This window comes from Bradyrhizobium sp. ISRA430, assembly GCF_029909975.1.
In the GTDB taxonomy this organism is placed as follows: Bacteria; Pseudomonadota; Alphaproteobacteria; order Rhizobiales; family Xanthobacteraceae; genus Bradyrhizobium.
In genome coordinates this window covers 6,446,511-6,462,300 of sequence record NZ_CP094516.1, presented here as the reverse complement: position 1 = coordinate 6,462,300, position 15,790 = coordinate 6,446,511, and the positions used below count along the sequence as shown (strand labels likewise).

Below are 15,790 nucleotides of genomic sequence, written 5' to 3'. Positions count from 1 at the left end.
TGCAAGCACAAATCGGGCCGAAATAGAATGTAACTTTCGACTGGACCAGCGGCTCAGGTTAACGGCCGCGGCAATTCGCCGAGATCCCAGAACAGGCCGGCCATCACCGTCAAGGCCTCTTCGGTCAGCGGAAGCAGGATGTGCTCGTTGGGCGCATGCTGGGAGCAGCCGGGATAGGAGTGCGGCACCCAGATCGTCGGCAGGCCAAGTATCTCGGAAAACACGTCATTGGGCAACGACCCGCCAAAGTTCGGCAGTACGGCCGGCGCCTTGCCGGTGGTCTTCTCAACCGAGTCCGCCGCCCATTTGATCCAGGGGCTGTCGAAATCGGTGCGCGAGGCGGCAAAGCTCTGTGCCGCCCGCACCTCGACCATCGGAAAGCCCTTGGCGACCAGGTGGGCGCGGATGGCTTCGACCAGCCCATCGACCTTGGTGCCGACCACGAAACGCAGTTGCAGCACGGCGTTGGCATGGCCGGGGATGGCGTTCGCCGGCTTCTCGATATTGCCTGACGACATCGCCAGCACTTCGAGCGTATTCCAGGCATAGAGCCGTTCGGCGGGCGACAGCCCCTCCTCGCCCCAATTGTCCGCGAGCGCCGGCTCGTCCTCGGTCGGCACGACCTGCACGTCCGCAAGATAGCTGCGGATCTGGTTGGTCAGCCGCGGCGGCTTCAGGGCTTCGAGCTGGAGGCGGCCGTGACCATCGACCAGCGTGGAAATGGCGTTGACCAGAATGGTCGCGGGATTGGCGAGCACGCCGCCCCAATTGCCGGAATGGTGCCCGCCATCGCGCAAGTTGACGTCGAGATGGATGCGGATGCCGCCGCGGCAACCGAGGAACAACGTCGGCCGGTCGGCGGACAGGCGCGGCCCGTCGGAAGCCATGAAGAGGTCGGCCTTCAGGGCGTCGCGATTGGCATCGCAAACCTTGCCGAGGTCGGGTGAGCCGATCTCCTCGCCCATCTCGACGATGAACTTGGCGTTGAAGCCGAGCTTGCCACCACGGGCGTCGCGCACCGCGCGCAGCGCCGCCATGTTGATGCTGTGCTGGCCCTTGTTGTCGGCGGTGCCGCGGCCATAGACGCGCGCACCGGCCGTGGTGGTGCGCCAGGGATCGCGGTTGTCGCGCCACTCGCCTTCCATGCCGTCGACGACGTCGCCATGGCCATAGATCAGCACGGTCGGCACTGAGGCGCTCTCGTGATGCTCGGCAACGAGGAACGGCGCCTTGCCGCTCGGGGATTCCACCAGCCGGCTTTCGAAATCCAGCGCGGCGAACGCGGGCCGCATCTCCTGTTCCAGATAGGCGCACAGCTCGGCACCGCGCGCCGGATTCTGGCTCTCGGTCCGGTACGCGACACGGCGGTCGAGCTCGGTGAGGAACGCGCCGGACTGAATCTCGTTGCGGGCGCGGGCGATGGCGTCGGCTCTGGTCATGAACTTGCTTTTTTCGACGTTTGGAGGCGAAGGAGCCTAGCCGAGATCGGCAGGCGTTCGAAGTGGCGGGGCGTTGGGATCTGGTTGTGCGCTCTTGAGATTGGCTTGCCAAGGCAGGAGTGCTTTTCCGATTTTGGCCTTGCCAATGGCGGGACCATGCAAGAACTTCGCCAAATTCGCCCCGCATTGTTAGCATTCGAAGAGCGACAGGCAAAGGGCGCCGAGGGACAAAACGATGGCCAAGCAAATCCGGCTCAATGCATTCGCGATGAATTGCGTCGCACACCAATCGCCGGGCTTGTGGACCCATCCGCGCGACCGCACCGCCGAATATAATCGCCTGCCCTACTGGCTCGATCTCGCCCGGACATTGGAGCGCGGCCGGTTCGACGGGCTGTTCCTGGCCGACGTGCTCGGCGTCTACGACGTCTATGGCAACAGTCCGGACGCGGCTTTGCGCAATGCAGCACAGACGCCGTCGAACGAGCCGCTGCTGCTGCTGTCGGCGATGGCCGCGGTGACGAAAGATCTCGGCTTCGGCGTCACCAGCAACCTGTCCTTCGAGCCGCCCTACCCGTTCGCGCGGCGGATGTCGACGCTCGATCACCTCACCGAGGGACGGATCGGCTGGAACGTCGTCACCGGCTATCTCGACAGCGCTGCGCGCGGCGCCGGCAAGGACAAGCAGACCGGGCATGACGACCGCTACGACATCGCCGACGAATATATGGAGGTGGTCTATAAGCTCTGGGAAGGAAGCTGGGAGGACGACGCGGTGGTGCGCGACCGCACGCGCGGCATCTTCACCGATCCGGCTAAAGTTCATCGCGTCAACCACGAGGGCGCGAACTACCGCATCAACAACACCATCCATCTGAGCGAGCCGTCACCGCAGCGCACGCCGGTGTTGTACCAGGCCGGCACCTCGCCGCGCGGCCGGCAATTCGCAGCGCGCCACGCCGAATGCGTGTTCATGTCGGGACCCTCGGCAAAGGTGATAGGCCCTCGCGTCTCCGCGATCCGCCAGGAGGCTGCTGCGCTCGGCCGCAACCCGGCCGAGATCCTGATGTTCTCGATGATGACGATCATCCTCGGGCGGACGGAAGCCGAAGCAAAGGAGAAATACGCCGACTACCGCCGCCACATCAGCCCCGAAGGCGCGCTGGCGCTGATGTCGGGATGGACCGGCGTCGACTTCTCCGGCTACGACCTCGACCAGCAGGTGCGCCACGTCCAGAATGATGCCGGTCGCAGCGCGATGGACAACGTCACCCGCGCCGATCCCGACCGCGTCTGGACCGTACGCGACGTCATCGAGCATGTCGGCATCGGCGGCGCCGGTCCGGTCGTGGTCGGCACACCGGAGATGGTCGCGGACAAGATCGAGGAGTGGTTCGAGGCAACCGACGTCGACGGGCTCAACGTCGCCTTTGCGATTTCGCCCGGCGATTTCGAGGATATCGCCGACATGCTGGTTCCCGAGCTGACCAAGCGCGGAAGGTACAAGCCGGACTACGCCAAGGGCACGCTGCGGGAGAAGCTGTTCGGCGCCGGCCGAGCGCGGCTCGGCGCGCCACATCCGGCGGCGGGGTATCGGGTCGGAAAGAAGGGGTAGGACGCTTCTTTGCAAGGTGTTGTTTTGATTTTGCGGAGGTCGTCGGTTCGTTCGGTCAGCGCCGCAGATACAACTGCGTTCCCTCCCCCCTTGCGGGGGAGGGGGGCGCCACACGGCACACTCTCGCAGTGAGGCGGGCCTCATTCTCGTCGACGGCCACACTTTTTCCTGGGCTACTCCCCTCCCCCTCCCTGCCCTCCCCCGCAAGGGTCCGCAAGGGGGGAGGGAGCAGAGCGGAGTGCGCCGCGCCGCCTACACCTTCCCGTCCACCATCACCTCGATCAGTTTCGTCCCCGGCCGGTTGAACGCGGATGACAGCGTCGCCTTCAGCTCGCGGGGATCGCTCACCTTGATCGCCTCGCAGCCCAGCGACCTGGCGATCCCTGCGAAATCCACCGGCGGGTCGACGAAATCCATGCCGACGTAATTGTCGTCGCCATGGAAGGCGAGCAGGCGCTGCTTGATGATGCGGTAGCCGCCATTGTTGGCGATGACGACTGATAGCGGCAGCTCGTGGTGCGCGGCGGTCCACAGCGACTGGATCGAATACATCGCGCTGCCGTCGCCGGAAAAGCACACGACGGGGCGATCCGGATTGGCGAGGCTGACGCCGACGGAAGCCGGCAGGCCCCAGCCGATGCCGCCGGAGGCAAGACCGTGATAGCCGTAGCGGTCGCGATGCGGATGCAGGTTCGTGATCTGGCGTCCGGAGGTGAGCCCTTCGTCGACGAGGATCGCATGCTCAGGCATGGCCTCGACCATTTGCAGCACCATCCAGTCCGGATCGATCGGCGTGCGGCCGGCGCTCTTGCCGATCTGCTCGACCAGCGCGGGGCGCCGCGCGGTCCAGTTCTTCGGCACGAGTTCGGCGAGACGCTGCTTGGCGCGCTGCGCCAGCGCAGCACCGCCCATCTCTTTCAGCACGGGGATCAGCGCGTGCAGGGTCTCCTTCAAATCTGCCTTCAGAGCGATCTCCGCGCCGTAGTTCTTGGCGATCTCCCGGTCGACGAGGCCGATCTGCACGATGCCGAGGCCGTCCGGCAGCGCATCGACCTCGCTATAGACCGACATCCGCAGGGGATCGCCGCCGAGCGCGATCAGGAGATCGTAGGGCGCGAGCGTATCACGCGCGACCTTCTGCACGCGTGCCAGCGTGCCCATGAAGCTCGGGCTCTCCGAGAGGAAATGCGCGCCATAGGGCGTGGAGGACTGATAGGCGGCAGCTCCCAGCAGCTCGGCGAGTTCGGCGGCTTCCTTGAGCGCGTCGCTCTTGACCACCTCGTCCATGGTCACGACCACCGGGCGCTCGGCCTTGAGCAGCCGCGCGGCGAAGGCCCTGAGCGCCTCGTCGGACGGCTTGGTGCGGGCATCGATGCGGGTGGAGCGGCCGAGATCGATGCCGGCCTCGCTGTTCAGGATGTCGCCCGGCAACGAGATGAACACCGGCCCGGTCGGCGGCGTGGTCGCGATCTTGGCGGCGCGGCGCACGATGCGCGGCAGGTCCTCCAGCCGCGTCACTTCCACCGCCCATTTCACCAGCGGCTCGGCCATCCGCACCAGCGGGCCATACAGCACCGGTTCCATCAGGCCATGCCCTTGCTCCTGCTGGCCGGCGGTGAGGATCATCGGCGTGCCCGTGAACTGGGCGTTGTAGAGCGAGCCCATCGCATTGCCGAGACCGGGCGCGACATGGACATTGCAGGCCACGAGTTTTCCGGAGGCGCGGCTGTAGCCGTCGGCGATCGCGACCACCAGGCTCTCCTGCATCGCCATCACATAGGTGAGGTCAGGATGGTCCTTCAGCGCATGCATGATCGGCAGCTCGGTGGTGCCGGGATTGCCGAACAGATGGGTGATGCCCTCGTCCTTGAGCAGCGCGAGAAAGGCGGAACGGCCGGTGATCTTGTTCTTCACGTTTCCTCCAGGCCTCGCGGACGTTGCCGCAAGGACAGGCGGCATGATGGCCGAAGTGCGGGGATGCGCGCAATGGAGCGCGTTCATGGCTGCGTTGCGTACGAGCGGAGAGCGACATGGCTACATTTCCTCGCGCCCCAGTTCGAACGGATCCTCGCCGCGTGCGCGCTTCTTCTTTTTCGAGCGCTGCCACACCACGCCGGGAAATCCCTTCAAGGGCACCAGCGGTTCGCCGGTGTAGGCCCATTCCTGCAGCTCTTCGATGGCAATGTGATAGAGCGGCTGGCGGCCCGTGCGTTCCTTGAACAGCGCGCGCGGAATGTTGATCATGTGCGGTCCGCGCGGACGTTCATAGGTGATCGGCGTGCCGCAGTTGGAGCAGAAGCTGCGCGTGGTCTTGCTCGCTCTGTCCTCGTAGCGGGTCAGCGCCGTTTTTCCAGACGTGACGCGAAACCGCTTCTTCCAGCTCCCGACATAGGTGGCGTAAGCCGCCCCGTGGGCGCGGCGGCTGGCGGCGGAGTGATCGTGCCAGGCCCAGCGCGCGGGAACGTCGATCTCGAAGGTGACCTTGCCGCAGAGGCATTGCCCGGTGGCGATCCCTGCAGCGACTGCGGCTTTTGCCATGGTGTTTCCTCAATCGTCATTGCGAGCGCAGCGAAGCAATCCAGAATCTTTCCGCGGGCACATTTCTGGATTGCTTCGCTGCGCTCCCAATGACGGAATTCTTGTTGCGGTCGGAGCGACACAATAATCGCGCAGCCCGGATGAAGCGAAGCGCAATCCGGGAGCCGACACGCCTGAACAGGACCGGATTTCGCTGCGCTCCAGCCGGCTATGATGGCTGCAGCGACCTTACGCCGGGGTCAGTTCGTCATACACCGGATAGTCCGTGTAGCCCTTCTCCTCACCGCCGTAGAACGTCGCGCGATTGTAGGGCGTGATCGGATAATCATGCTGCAGGCGGCGCGGCAGGTCGGGGTTGGAGATGAAGATGCGGCCGAAGGCGATGGCATCCGCGTGGCCATCGGCGATCGCTGCATTCGCGGTCTCGCCCGTGAAGCCGCCGGCGGTGATCAGCACGCCGCTATAGAGCGGGCGGAACAGCACCATCGCCGACGGCACGTTCTGCCAGTTGACCTCGGCGCGGCCTGAGCCGCTCGAGCGCGGCTCGATGAAGTGCAGATAGGCAAGGCCAAGCTTGTCGAGCGCCTTCACCACATGCGTGTAGAGCGGCATCGGATCGGGCTCACCGGAATCGTTGGCGATGCCGTAAGGTGACAGCCGCACGCCGATGCGGTTCGCGCCCCAGACGTCGATCGCGGCCTGCGTGACCTCCAGCAGCAGCCGCGCACGGTTCTCGATCGAACCGCCATATTGGTCGGTGCGCTGGTTGCTGCGCGACTGCAAAAACTGCTCGAGCAGATAGCCGTTGGCGCCGTGGATCTCGACGCCGTCGAAGCCCGCGGCGAGCGCGTTCTTAGCGGCCTGGCGGAATGCCTTGACGATGTCATTGACCTCGTCCGTCTCCAGCGCGCGCGGCGTCTCGTACTCGGAGACCTTGCCGTCGGCCGTCATCGCCCTCATGCCCTCGGCGCGGATCGGGATCGCGGACGGCGCCACCGGCAGCGCACCGCCATGGAAGGAAGAGTGCGAAACGCGGCCGACATGCCAGAGCTGAAGGAAGATGACGCCGCCCTTGGCGTGCACGGCATCGACCACCTTACGCCAGCCGGATACTTGCGCCTCCGAATAGATGCCGGGCGTGGCAGGATTGCCGCGGCCGTTCGACTGCACCGGCGAAGCCTCGGCGATGATCAGGCCGCCTTGCGTCGCGCGCTGGCCGTAATACTCGGCATTGAGCGGACGCGGCGCGAAGCTCTCGCGCTCCGCCCGCATGCGCGTCAACGGCGCCATCGCGACGCGATGCGCAAGCTTGTACGGACCGACCTGCAACGGTTTGAACAACGCCGGAGATTTCATGTCTGCCCCAAATGGCTACGGAAGGATGCGGATCATATAAGAGGGGCGGCTACCGAAAAAGGCACCGCCCCTGCTAGGCAATATTCCTTCCCGCGAAACGCGGAAGGAAATGCGAGTATTACGCCGTCTTGATCCAGACGGCCTTCACGTTGAGATATTCCTCGACGTGCTGCTTGCCGGACTCGCGGCCGTAGCCGCTCATCTTGTAGCCGCCGAAGGGCACGGCCGGGTCCATCGCCTGGTAGCAGTTCACCCAGACCGAACCCGCGCGCAACGACTTCGCGACCGCATGCGCCTTGCTGACGTCGCGCGTCCACAGGCCCGAGCCGAGGCCGAACGTGGTGGCGTTGGCGCGCTTGACCAGTTCGTCCATGTCCTTGAAGGCGATCGCGGAGATGACGGGACCGAAGATCTCCTCCTGCGCGATGCGCATGTTGTCCTGGACGCCCGCGAACACCGTCGGCGAGACGAAGAAGCCCTTGGCCAGCGGGCCTTCGGTGACGCGGCCGCCGCCGGCGAGCGCGCGCGCACCTTCCTTTTGGCCGATGTCGAGATAGCCGGTGACGCGCTCGAGCTGCTGCTCGGAGACGAGCGGGCCGATCTGCACATTGGGATCGAGACCGTTGCCGACCTGCAGCTTCTTGCCGAACTCGGCGACGCGGCCGACGAACTCCTCGTAGATCGACTGCTCGACGAACAGACGCGTGCCGGCGCTGCAGATCTGCCCCGAATTGGCGAACACCGCCATCGCCGCGCCCGGCACGGCGGCATCGAGATCGGCATCGGCGAACACGATGTCCGGCGACTTGCCGCCGAGCTCGAGCGAGACGCGCTTGAGGTTGCCGGCCGAAGCGCGGATGATCGACTGGCCGGTGACGTGCGAGCCGGTGAAGGCGACCTTGTCGACATCGTAATGCGAGGCGAGTGCGGCGCCGGCGGTCTCGCCATAGCCGGGAACGACGTTGATGACGCCGGGCGGCACGCCCGCTTCCATCGCGAGCTCGGCGATGCGCAGCGAGGTCAGCGGCGCTTCTTCGGCGGGCTTGAGCACCACGGTGCAGCCGGTCGCGATCGCCGGGCCGATCTTCCAGATCGTCGCGGTCAGCGGGCCGTTCCAGGGAATGATGGCGCCGACGACGCCGACCGGCTCCTTCAGCGTGTAGGAGAAGATCTCGCCGGGCAGCGAGTTCTCGATGGTCTCGCCGTGGATCGCGGTGGTCTGGCCCGCATAGTAGCGCAGCATGCCGATGGCGCGCAGCCGGTAGGCGCGGGTGCGGCTGACGGGCGCGCCCATGTCGAGCGTGTCGAGCTGCGACAATTCGTCAAAATTCTTCTCGACGAGGTCGGCGAGTTTGAGCAGCAGGTTCTGCCGCTCGAACGGCTTGATCTTGCTCCAGGGACCTTCGAAGGCGCGGCGGGCAGCGGCGACCGCACGATCGATGTCTTCCTTATCGCCCTCGGCGACGGTTGCGAGCAGCTCGCCGGTGGCAGGGTTGCGCGTCTCGAAGCGCTTGCCGGAAGCAGCATCCACCCACTCCCCGTCGATCAGCATCTGCTTGTAGGACCCGTTGGCGAACGGATGGCGCGTGATCGGAATAGCCTGCGACACAGCCATGGCTGCACTCCCTGTGAGGTAATTGATTGGCTCGATCTGGGCGGGATCGTTAGGTCGGAAAGATTACAGCGGTGCGGATTGGGCGTAAAGTCGGCGTGGAACGAAGACCTCCCATGCCCAGTTGAGCAGGGTCGCGAGACCGCCATGTTATGGGTCGATCGTGTGCAACGCCCCTGCCCCGGAGACCATCCATGCCACATGCCGCCATTGCCAAAGACAACGTTGCCGTGATCACCGGCGGCGCGTCCGGCATCGGTCTTGCCGCCGCCATGGCCTTCGCGCAGGCCGGGATGAAACTCTGCATCGTCGATGTGGACCAGGCACGACTGACGGAGGCCGCGACAAAACTGTCATCGGTCGCGGGTGCCGCGAATGTGATGACGACCGTCACCGACGTCAGCAAGCCTGAGAGCGTGGCGGAACTGGAGCGTGCGGTGCGCGAGCGCTTCGGCGGCGCCGACATCCTCATGAACAATGCCGGCATCCAGCCGGGCAGCACGCTCTTCGGCGAGCCCGACAACTGGCAGCGCATCATCGGCGTGAACATGTGGGGCATCATCCACGGCTCGCGCATCTTCGCGCCCGGCATGATCGCGCGCGGCAAGGCCGGCATCATCATCAATACCGGCTCGAAACAGGGCATCACCACACCACCCGGCGATCCCGCCTACAACGTCTCGAAGGCCGGCGTGAAGGCATTCACCGAGGCACTCCAGCACGAGCTGCGCAACACCAGGGGCTGCCGGATCACCGCGCATCTGCTCATCCCCGGTTTCGTGTTCACCGGTCTCACCGCAAAGGGGCGCACCGAAAAGCCGGCTGGCGCCTGGACGCCGGAGCAGACAGTCGATTTCATGCTGACGCGGCTTGAGGCCGGCGATTTCTATATTCTGTGTCCGGACAACGACGTGCCGCGCGCACTCGACGAGAAGCGCATGCTCTGGGCCGCCGGCGATATCATCGAGAACCGCCCACCACTGTCGCGCTGGCACCCGGACCATGCGGAGGCGTTCAAGAGATTCGTGGAGGGCAACTAGACGCCTTCCCTTCTCCCCTTGTGGGAGAAGGTGGCGCGAAGCGCCGGATGAGGGGTTCCGTCCGCGGATACAACTGAGAGAGCAACTTGCGGAGAGAGACCCCTCACCCGGCTCGCCGCTCCGCGGCGCGCCACCCTCTCCCACAACAAGGGGAGAGGGTGCAGTCGAGAATGCCTACAGCGTCTCTTGCTGGTGCCCGCACTGCTTGCAGGCAAACTTGACGCGCGACTGACCCTTGGGCGCCTGCACCCGGTTCGGCGCGCCGCACTTGCCGCAGACCGCCTCGATGCGGGTCGTGCCCTGCTTGACGACGATGGTCTTCTTCTCCATCGACTCGCGGATCAGGCGCTCGGCCTCCTCTCGCAGGGATTGTTTCGACAAAGCTCGTCTCCGCCTCTGAAAGCGCGAGAGCCATATCGCACCTGCGTCGAAATCACAATCGGCAAGCTGAGGCAACAGCGCCATCAAGTGAGCCATTGCGGGACGATGCGCAGCGCAGACGCCGCAAAATCGCGGGCGGCAAAATGACTAAAATTTCGATCGCGGTCGGCTCGGATGCCGGTCCACGTTGCGAACTCCACCTGGAAGGAGCTGACCGCCCCGCGCGCCGAGAGCCGCGGAGCGGTGACGCCGTAACCTCCTAAGGCCAGCGAGGACTGAAATGGCAACCGACAATTAATCGGCCGGAAACGCCCGAACCAAGCGCGCTTCACTTCCACGCAAGGCATCTGCATCGAGCTTTCCCTTCCGCGCGCCATCGAGCGCGCACGAAAAAATCCGGTAGAATTGCGCGCCGTCATAAGCGACCAAGAGCAGATCGACGCCGGCGTTGATCGCCTCCACCACGGCCTTGCAGACGTCGTGCTGGTAGATCGCGCCCATGACGAGGTCGTCGGTCATCACGACGCCCTGATAATTCCACTTGTCGCGGATGATCCCCTCGACGACGCGTTTGGAATGCGAGGCAGCGCGACCGGCATCGATGGCGGTCAGCGTGACATGACCGATCATGAGCGCGCTGTGCGACTGCGCGAGCACCTCCCGGAACGGGCGCCAGTCGGATGCTTCAAGCTCTTCGACTGGCGTATCGAGATTGGCGCTGAAATGGTGCGTGTCGGTTCGCAACCGGCCGATGCCCGGAAAATGCTTGAGCGTGGCGCCGACGCCGAAAGACTCGAGACCGCGGACATAGGCGCTCGCGATCTCGCCGACCACTGCCGGATCGCTCGCGATCGCGCGCTGGCCGATCAGCGTGTGGAAGTCGAGGCGGTTGCGCTGAACCTTCGGCTTGAGATCGAGCACCGGCGCGAGATTGAGATTGACGCCGAGCCCTGCAAGCTCACGCCCGTGAATGCGGCCGAACTCCTCCGCCTTAGCCCGGCGGCCATCCGGCGCGAGTCCGACGAGCGTCGCCAGCGCCGGCACCTTTGTCAGCGGCGGAGAGAGATGGCCGACGATACCGCCTTCCTGATCGGCGGCGACGATGAGCGGCGGCAGGCCGGCGGCGCGCCGCCTGTCCTGCAGCGCCGCGATCTCGGCCCGCAGGGCATCGACGGTCCGGTCCCTGATGTTGTGCCGGGTTACGTAGATGCCGCCGATCAAGCCTTGCTCGGCAAGTCGCGCGACCTCGGGAAATGACGAATAGCCGACCGTGAAGCGAGGCCCGAGCTGCCGCGCCTCTGCAGCGCTCGCGCTGAGGACATCGTGCTTGCGCAGCTCGAATCGCAGATGCGCCGCCGCCATCAGCAGCGGCGGCAGGCACCAGAGAAGGACGAGGAGCTTGCCGGCCACGCCGCGCCAGCGCCCCCGGCGCAAGAGGACGATGACAACGACGATGTTCACGGCGACAAGCGCGATGTTTCCCGCACCACGCAGCACGACCAGATAGGGATCGTTCTTGTTCGCGGCAGCGAAGGCGAGGACAGGCGCGGCCAGCCAGAGCAGGGTGAGACCGATACGACGAATGAGCTGCATGGGGTTGCGACAGGTGCGAGGCGACGAATGCCTCGCACCTATCAAGGCGGTTCACGTCGCGCGAGAGGCAAAAGCGCGCCTGCACGAAAACTGCACGAAACTCCTGAACTCGTGCAGACGATGATCCCGGCTTCTGCACAAGCAGCGTCCAGACTTCGTGGCGCCATCAACCACAAAAGGTCTTCTGGACATGACGAGCCTGGCTTCGACGTCGACGACGGACATCCAACCGATCAGGCCTTCCCCGATTCCGGTCAAGCTCGGGCTCGCGCTGGCGCTGGCTGCGCTCGCCGACTGGCTGTTCTATGGTGAGCGGATCGGGTTGTCGTTCTCACTCTTTGCCATCGCGATTGCTTGCGTCGCGTCGATCGTCAATCGTGCCACGCTGGACCTGCGGCGCGGTCTGACTTGTGCAGCCATTCTCGCCGCCGGCCTCGTGCCAGCCATCGAAGAGCTCAACCCGCTCTCGTTCCTGATCCTCACTTTCGCGCTGGCGGTCGGCCTGCTGCTTGCGACCAATCCGGAGACGACCGAATTCGCGGACCGCGCCCGCGCCTTGCGCAACTTCGTCCTGTTCGGACCTTTCAGATTCTTTCCCGACGCACTCCAGGTCTTCAACATGTCGGCGTTCACCCGGGGTGTCGCGCTCTGGCTGGCGCCTGCGGTGCTGGGCACCGTCTTCGTCGCGCTGTTCGCCGCGGCTAATCCGGTAATCGAGCAATGGGTATCCCTGCTCAATCCGAAGATCATTCTCGAATATGTCAGCTTCTGGCGCGTGCTGTTCTGGACGGCGATCCTGGCGCTGGTCTGGCCGTTCATCCATGTGCGCTGGCGGCGCAAGATGAGCGTTACCACTGCCGCGGCCGATGTCGCGGAGCCGGAGCCCCTCGCGCCCTTCGTGCCGGCCGAGTTCCTGGGCCAAGCGACGATTTTGCGCTCGCTGGTCCTGTTCAATGTGCTGTTCGCCGCGCAGTCCATCCTCGATGGGATCTATCTCTGGGGCCATGTGGCGCTGCCCACGGGCCTCACCTATGCGGCCTACGCCCATCGTGGCGCCTACCCCTTGATCGCAACCGCACTGCTCGCCGCCGCTTTCGTGCTGATCGCGATGCGCCCGGGCGGGCCGGCGGAGAAATCCAAGGTGATCCGGCCGCTGGTCTATCTCTGGGTGGGTCAGAACGTCCTCCTGGTCGCCTCCTCCATCCTCCGCCTCGATCTCTACGTGGATATCTACATGCTGACCTACTGGCGCATCGCGGCCTTCATCTGGATGGGGCTGGTGGCGCTCGGGCTGATCCTGATCATGGCCCGCATCGTGCTCAGCCGTTCCAACCGATGGCTCGTCGGCGCCAATCTGATCGCGTTAACGAGCGTGCTATATGCCTGTTCGCTCGTGAACTTCGATGCGTTCATCGCCGACTACAATCTGACCCACAGCCGCGAGATGTCGGGCAAAGGCGTGCAGATCGACATCAACTACCTTCTCACGCTCGGACCGTAGGCGCTGCCTGCGATCGGCAAGGCGATCCAGCTTCGGGCGCTGGCGGGCGATAGCTGCCTTGTTTCACGCCGCGATCGGCTTGTAGAACAGCAGCGCCAGGACATGGCCTGGCGGGCCTGGAGCTTTCGAAGCTGGCGGCTGCAACGCAGGCTCGATGCGCAGGCGAAGGCTGCAGGCTGACGAGGACGCGGAGAGATCTTTGGCGCATCGCATTCTCATCGTCGACGACGAGGGCCACATCCGCGAGGTCATCCGGGTTGCACTCAAAAGGGCCGGCATGGACGTGATCGAGGCGCGCGACGGCAAGGAGGCGCTCAGCCGCTTTGCCACCGACAAACCCGACCTGATCGTACTCGACGTCGGCATGCCCGAGTTCGACGGCCTCGACGTCTGCCGCGAAGTGCGCAAACACTCCGACGTGCCGATCCTGTTCCTGTCGGCGCGCGACGAGGAGATCGACCGCGTGCTTGGCCTGGAGATCGGCGGCGACGATTACGTAACGAAGCCGTTCAGCCCGCGCGAGCTGGTGGCGCGGGTCAACGTCATCCTGCGCCGCCTCAGCCCGCGCAACGGCGAGACCAAGGCAGGTCCAGCGGCGCTCATCCAGGGCAGTCTCCTGATCGATCCCGAGCAGCACGTCGCATCCTTCGCCGGCACCGCGCTGAAACTGACCGCGATCGAGTTCGGCATCCTGCGCGCGTTCCTGACCCGACCGACTGCCGTATTCAACCGCGAGCAGTTGATGCGGGCGGCCTATCAGCTCAACATTCAGGTCTCCGACCGCACCATCGACAGCCATATCCGCAACATCCGCGCCAAGCTCGCGGCGCTGGCCTGCGACAACGTGATCGAGACCATTCACGGCGTCGGCTTCAAGCTCGGCCGCTGCGAGAAGCAGGCATGAGCACTGCGCCCGACAAGTGGCGGCCATCGCTCGGCCTCGTCATTTTTGCGGTGCTGACCACAGTCGGCGTGCTGCCGCTGGTCGGTCTGTTCTTTTTCCGCCTCTACGACAACCAGCTCATCCGCCAGACCCAGGCCGAGCTGATCGCGCAGAGCCGCGTGCTCGCGACGATCTATGCGCAGGAGGTCGAGGCGCGGCTGGGCAACGACCTGACGCTCGGCGCCGAGGTGCCGCCCGGCGTGCTGCCCGATCCCGGCGACCAGTTCACGCCGATCCGGCCTGCGCTCGACCTGACCGCCAACGACCTGTTGCGGCGGCGCCCCGATGCTCAGGCCGCGGCCCGGCCCGCGGAGCAGGCCTATGTCCAGATCGGCGCCAAACTGACGCCGATCATTCGCGAGACCCAGAAGGTGACGCTGGCAGGATTCAGGATCCTCGATCCGCAAGGGGTGGTGATCGCCGGCCGCCAGGAGGTCGGGCAGTCGCTCGCTCATATCGAGGAAGTCGCCGACGCGCTACACGGCCAATATCGCGCCACGCTGCGCAACCGCGTACCAGACAAGCCGCCGCCGCCGATCTATTCGTTCAGCCGCGGCCTCGGCGTGCACGTGTTTTCGGCGATGCCCGTCATCGTCAACAGCCGCGTCGCCGGCGTGATCTACACCACGCGGACGCCGAGCAACATTTTCGACCATCTCTACCAGGCGCGCGGCAAGTTCGTGCTGGCGGGGCTCGCCGTGATCCTCGGCACGATCGCGATCGGGCTGGTGTTCTCCCGCACCATCACGCTGCCGATGCGCGAGTTGATCGACCGCGCGGCGCGGATCGGCCGCGGCGACCGCGAGGCGTTCCAGCCGCTCAGGCATTACGGCACGCGGGAGTTCGCCCAGCTTTCGCACAGCTTCCTCGGCATGGCCGAGCAGCTCGCGCGGCGCTCGGACTACATTGCGACGTTCTCGGCGCACCTCACTCACGAGCTGAAATCGCCGCTGACCTCGATCAAGGGCGCGGCCGAGCTGTTGCAGGATTCGCTTCAGGGCAAATCCGATGCGTTGACGCCCGCCGAGCAGAAGACATTCGTGGCGAACATCCTGTCCGATACCGAGCGGCTGGAAGCGATGGCACAGCGGCTGCGCGAGCTGGCCCGCGCCGAAAGCCTGCCGCAGAACGAACGCACGGAGCTCGCGCCCGTCATTGCCGACCTCAAGACCCGGTTTCCGGCGGCTCGATCTCGGCCTGCGGCAGCCTCGACCGGCCGATCGGCATGTCCGGCGAGAAAGCCCTGATCGTGTTGTCGCACCTCGCCGACAATGCGATGCGGCACAAGGCCAGGACGATCAGGCTCGAGGCGGTCGACGAACGCGCCACCCTGCGGCTGACGGTCAGCAATGACGGCGAGCCGATCTCAGTGCCCAATCGTGACAGGATATTTGACGCTTTCTTCACCACCCGCCGCGACCAGGGTGGGACCGGAATGGGCCTCGCAATCGCGCGGGCGGTAATGGCGAGCCATGGCGGCTCGATCAGGCTCAAGCCGACCGACGAGGGCGCGGCCTTCGAGCTCTGGTTTCCATTGGGCTAGATCGCGAATACCCAGGCAGCAATGATGGTGCCGATCGTGACCAGACCGGCGATGGTCCAACCCGCCGCATATTCCAGTTCAGGGTGACCGGTCGCCCGCATGATCTCGGCCGGATCGGCGGTGTGCTTCCAATGCTCTGCCATGACAGCCTCGCGCGTTTTTTCCCGCGTCTTATGTAAGTCGCATCAGCCGCCATAAGGTTCCATCACGGAAATGCGAGGACCGGCTG

Annotated in this window: 12 protein-coding genes and 1 pseudogene; 5 read left to right on the top strand and 8 right to left on the bottom strand. The window is 65.2% G+C overall.

Annotation, left to right across the window (positions count from 1 at the left end):
- Nucleotides 1-53: 53 nt before the first annotated feature.
- Nucleotides 54-1,439, bottom strand: a complete 1,386-nt coding sequence (locus MTX21_RS30660; RefSeq protein ID WP_280968338.1) for a M20 family metallopeptidase — start codon at nt 1,437-1,439, stop codon at nt 54-56.
- 235 nt (nt 1,440-1,674) lie between these two features.
- On the opposite strand from MTX21_RS30660, the gene MTX21_RS30655 reads away from it, so the two are divergent.
- Complete coding sequence (locus tag MTX21_RS30655; protein WP_280968337.1) at nt 1,675-3,054, top strand: LLM class flavin-dependent oxidoreductase; 1,380 nt, start codon at nt 1,675-1,677, stop codon at nt 3,052-3,054.
- Between the two features lie 252 nt (nt 3,055-3,306).
- Here MTX21_RS30655 and MTX21_RS30650 read toward each other — a convergent pair whose 3' ends face one another.
- The 4 genes from MTX21_RS30650 to MTX21_RS30635 all read right to left on the bottom strand — a co-directional run bounded on the left by MTX21_RS30650 (nt 3,307) and on the right by MTX21_RS30635 (nt 8,563).
- Nucleotides 3,307-4,968 (bottom strand): thiamine pyrophosphate-binding protein, encoded by a 1,662-nt coding sequence (locus MTX21_RS30650; protein ID WP_280968336.1) that lies wholly within the window; start codon nt 4,966-4,968, stop codon nt 3,307-3,309.
- A 120-nt stretch (nt 4,969-5,088) separates the two neighbouring features.
- Nucleotides 5,089-5,592, bottom strand: coding sequence for a GFA family protein (locus tag MTX21_RS30645; protein ID WP_280968335.1), 504 nt, complete (start codon nt 5,590-5,592; stop codon nt 5,089-5,091).
- A gap of 228 nt (nt 5,593-5,820) precedes the next feature.
- Complete coding sequence (locus MTX21_RS30640) at nt 5,821-6,948, bottom strand: alkene reductase (protein ID WP_280968334.1); 1,128 nt, start codon at nt 6,946-6,948, stop codon at nt 5,821-5,823.
- Between the two features lie 118 nt (nt 6,949-7,066).
- Nucleotides 7,067-8,563 (bottom strand): aldehyde dehydrogenase family protein, encoded by a 1,497-nt coding sequence (locus MTX21_RS30635; RefSeq protein WP_280968333.1) that lies wholly within the window; start codon nt 8,561-8,563, stop codon nt 7,067-7,069.
- Nucleotides 8,564-8,754: 191 nt separating this feature from the next.
- On the opposite strand from MTX21_RS30635, the gene MTX21_RS30630 reads away from it, so the two are divergent.
- The gene (locus tag MTX21_RS30630) at nt 8,755-9,600 is read left to right on the top strand and encodes an SDR family NAD(P)-dependent oxidoreductase (RefSeq protein WP_280968332.1); all 846 of its coding nucleotides are present in this window, start codon (nt 8,755-8,757) and stop codon (nt 9,598-9,600) included.
- Nucleotides 9,601-9,774: 174 nt separating this feature from the next.
- Here MTX21_RS30630 and MTX21_RS30625 read toward each other — a convergent pair whose 3' ends face one another.
- Nucleotides 9,775-9,981, bottom strand: a complete 207-nt coding sequence (locus tag MTX21_RS30625) for a hypothetical protein (protein ID WP_027552016.1) — start codon at nt 9,979-9,981, stop codon at nt 9,775-9,777.
- A 294-nt stretch (nt 9,982-10,275) separates the two neighbouring features.
- Nucleotides 10,276-11,574 (bottom strand): glycoside hydrolase family 3 N-terminal domain-containing protein, encoded by a 1,299-nt coding sequence (locus tag MTX21_RS30620; protein ID WP_280968331.1) that lies wholly within the window; start codon nt 11,572-11,574, stop codon nt 10,276-10,278.
- 190 nt (nt 11,575-11,764) lie between these two features.
- On the opposite strand from MTX21_RS30620, the gene MTX21_RS30615 reads away from it, so the two are divergent.
- From MTX21_RS30615 to MTX21_RS30605, 3 genes and pseudogenes are all read left to right on the top strand, one after another.
- On the top strand, nt 11,765-13,075 hold the full coding sequence (locus MTX21_RS30615; RefSeq protein WP_348637453.1) for a DUF4173 domain-containing protein: 1,311 nt from the start codon (nt 11,765-11,767) through the stop codon (nt 13,073-13,075).
- Nucleotides 13,076-13,274: 199 nt separating this feature from the next.
- On the top strand, nt 13,275-13,979 hold the full coding sequence (locus MTX21_RS30610; RefSeq protein ID WP_280968330.1) for a response regulator transcription factor: 705 nt from the start codon (nt 13,275-13,277) through the stop codon (nt 13,977-13,979).
- A pseudogene (locus MTX21_RS30605) lies at nt 13,976-15,561 on the top strand (ATP-binding protein). Before MTX21_RS30610 ends, MTX21_RS30605 begins: the two are co-directional and overlap by 4 nt.
- On the opposite strand, the gene MTX21_RS30600 reads toward MTX21_RS30605, so the two are convergent.
- Nucleotides 15,558-15,704, bottom strand: a complete 147-nt coding sequence (locus MTX21_RS30600; protein ID WP_280968329.1) for a hypothetical protein — start codon at nt 15,702-15,704, stop codon at nt 15,558-15,560. The pseudogene MTX21_RS30605 and the gene MTX21_RS30600 overlap by 4 nt on opposite strands.
- Between the last annotated feature and the right edge of the window lie 86 nt (nt 15,705-15,790).

Coding starts and splice junctions, on each gene's coding strand:
- MTX21_RS30645 (WP_280968335.1), bottom strand. CDS start 5,592: ATGGCAAAAGCCGCAGTCGCTGCAGGGATCGCCACCGGGCAATGCCTC.
- MTX21_RS30655 (WP_280968337.1), top strand. CDS start 1,675: ATGGCCAAGCAAATCCGGCTCAATGCATTCGCGATGAATTGCGTCGCA.
- MTX21_RS30615 (WP_348637453.1), top strand. CDS start 11,765: ATGACGAGCCTGGCTTCGACGTCGACGACGGACATCCAACCGATCAGG.
- MTX21_RS30635 (WP_280968333.1), bottom strand. CDS start 8,563: ATGGCTGTGTCGCAGGCTATTCCGATCACGCGCCATCCGTTCGCCAAC.
- MTX21_RS30630 (WP_280968332.1), top strand. CDS start 8,755: ATGCCACATGCCGCCATTGCCAAAGACAACGTTGCCGTGATCACCGGC.
- MTX21_RS30640 (WP_280968334.1), bottom strand. CDS start 6,948: ATGAAATCTCCGGCGTTGTTCAAACCGTTGCAGGTCGGTCCGTACAAG.
- MTX21_RS30600 (WP_280968329.1), bottom strand. CDS start 15,704: ATGGCAGAGCATTGGAAGCACACCGCCGATCCGGCCGAGATCATGCGG.
- MTX21_RS30620 (WP_280968331.1), bottom strand. CDS start 11,574: ATGCAGCTCATTCGTCGTATCGGTCTCACCCTGCTCTGGCTGGCCGCG.
- MTX21_RS30660 (WP_280968338.1), bottom strand. CDS start 1,439: ATGACCAGAGCCGACGCCATCGCCCGCGCCCGCAACGAGATTCAGTCC.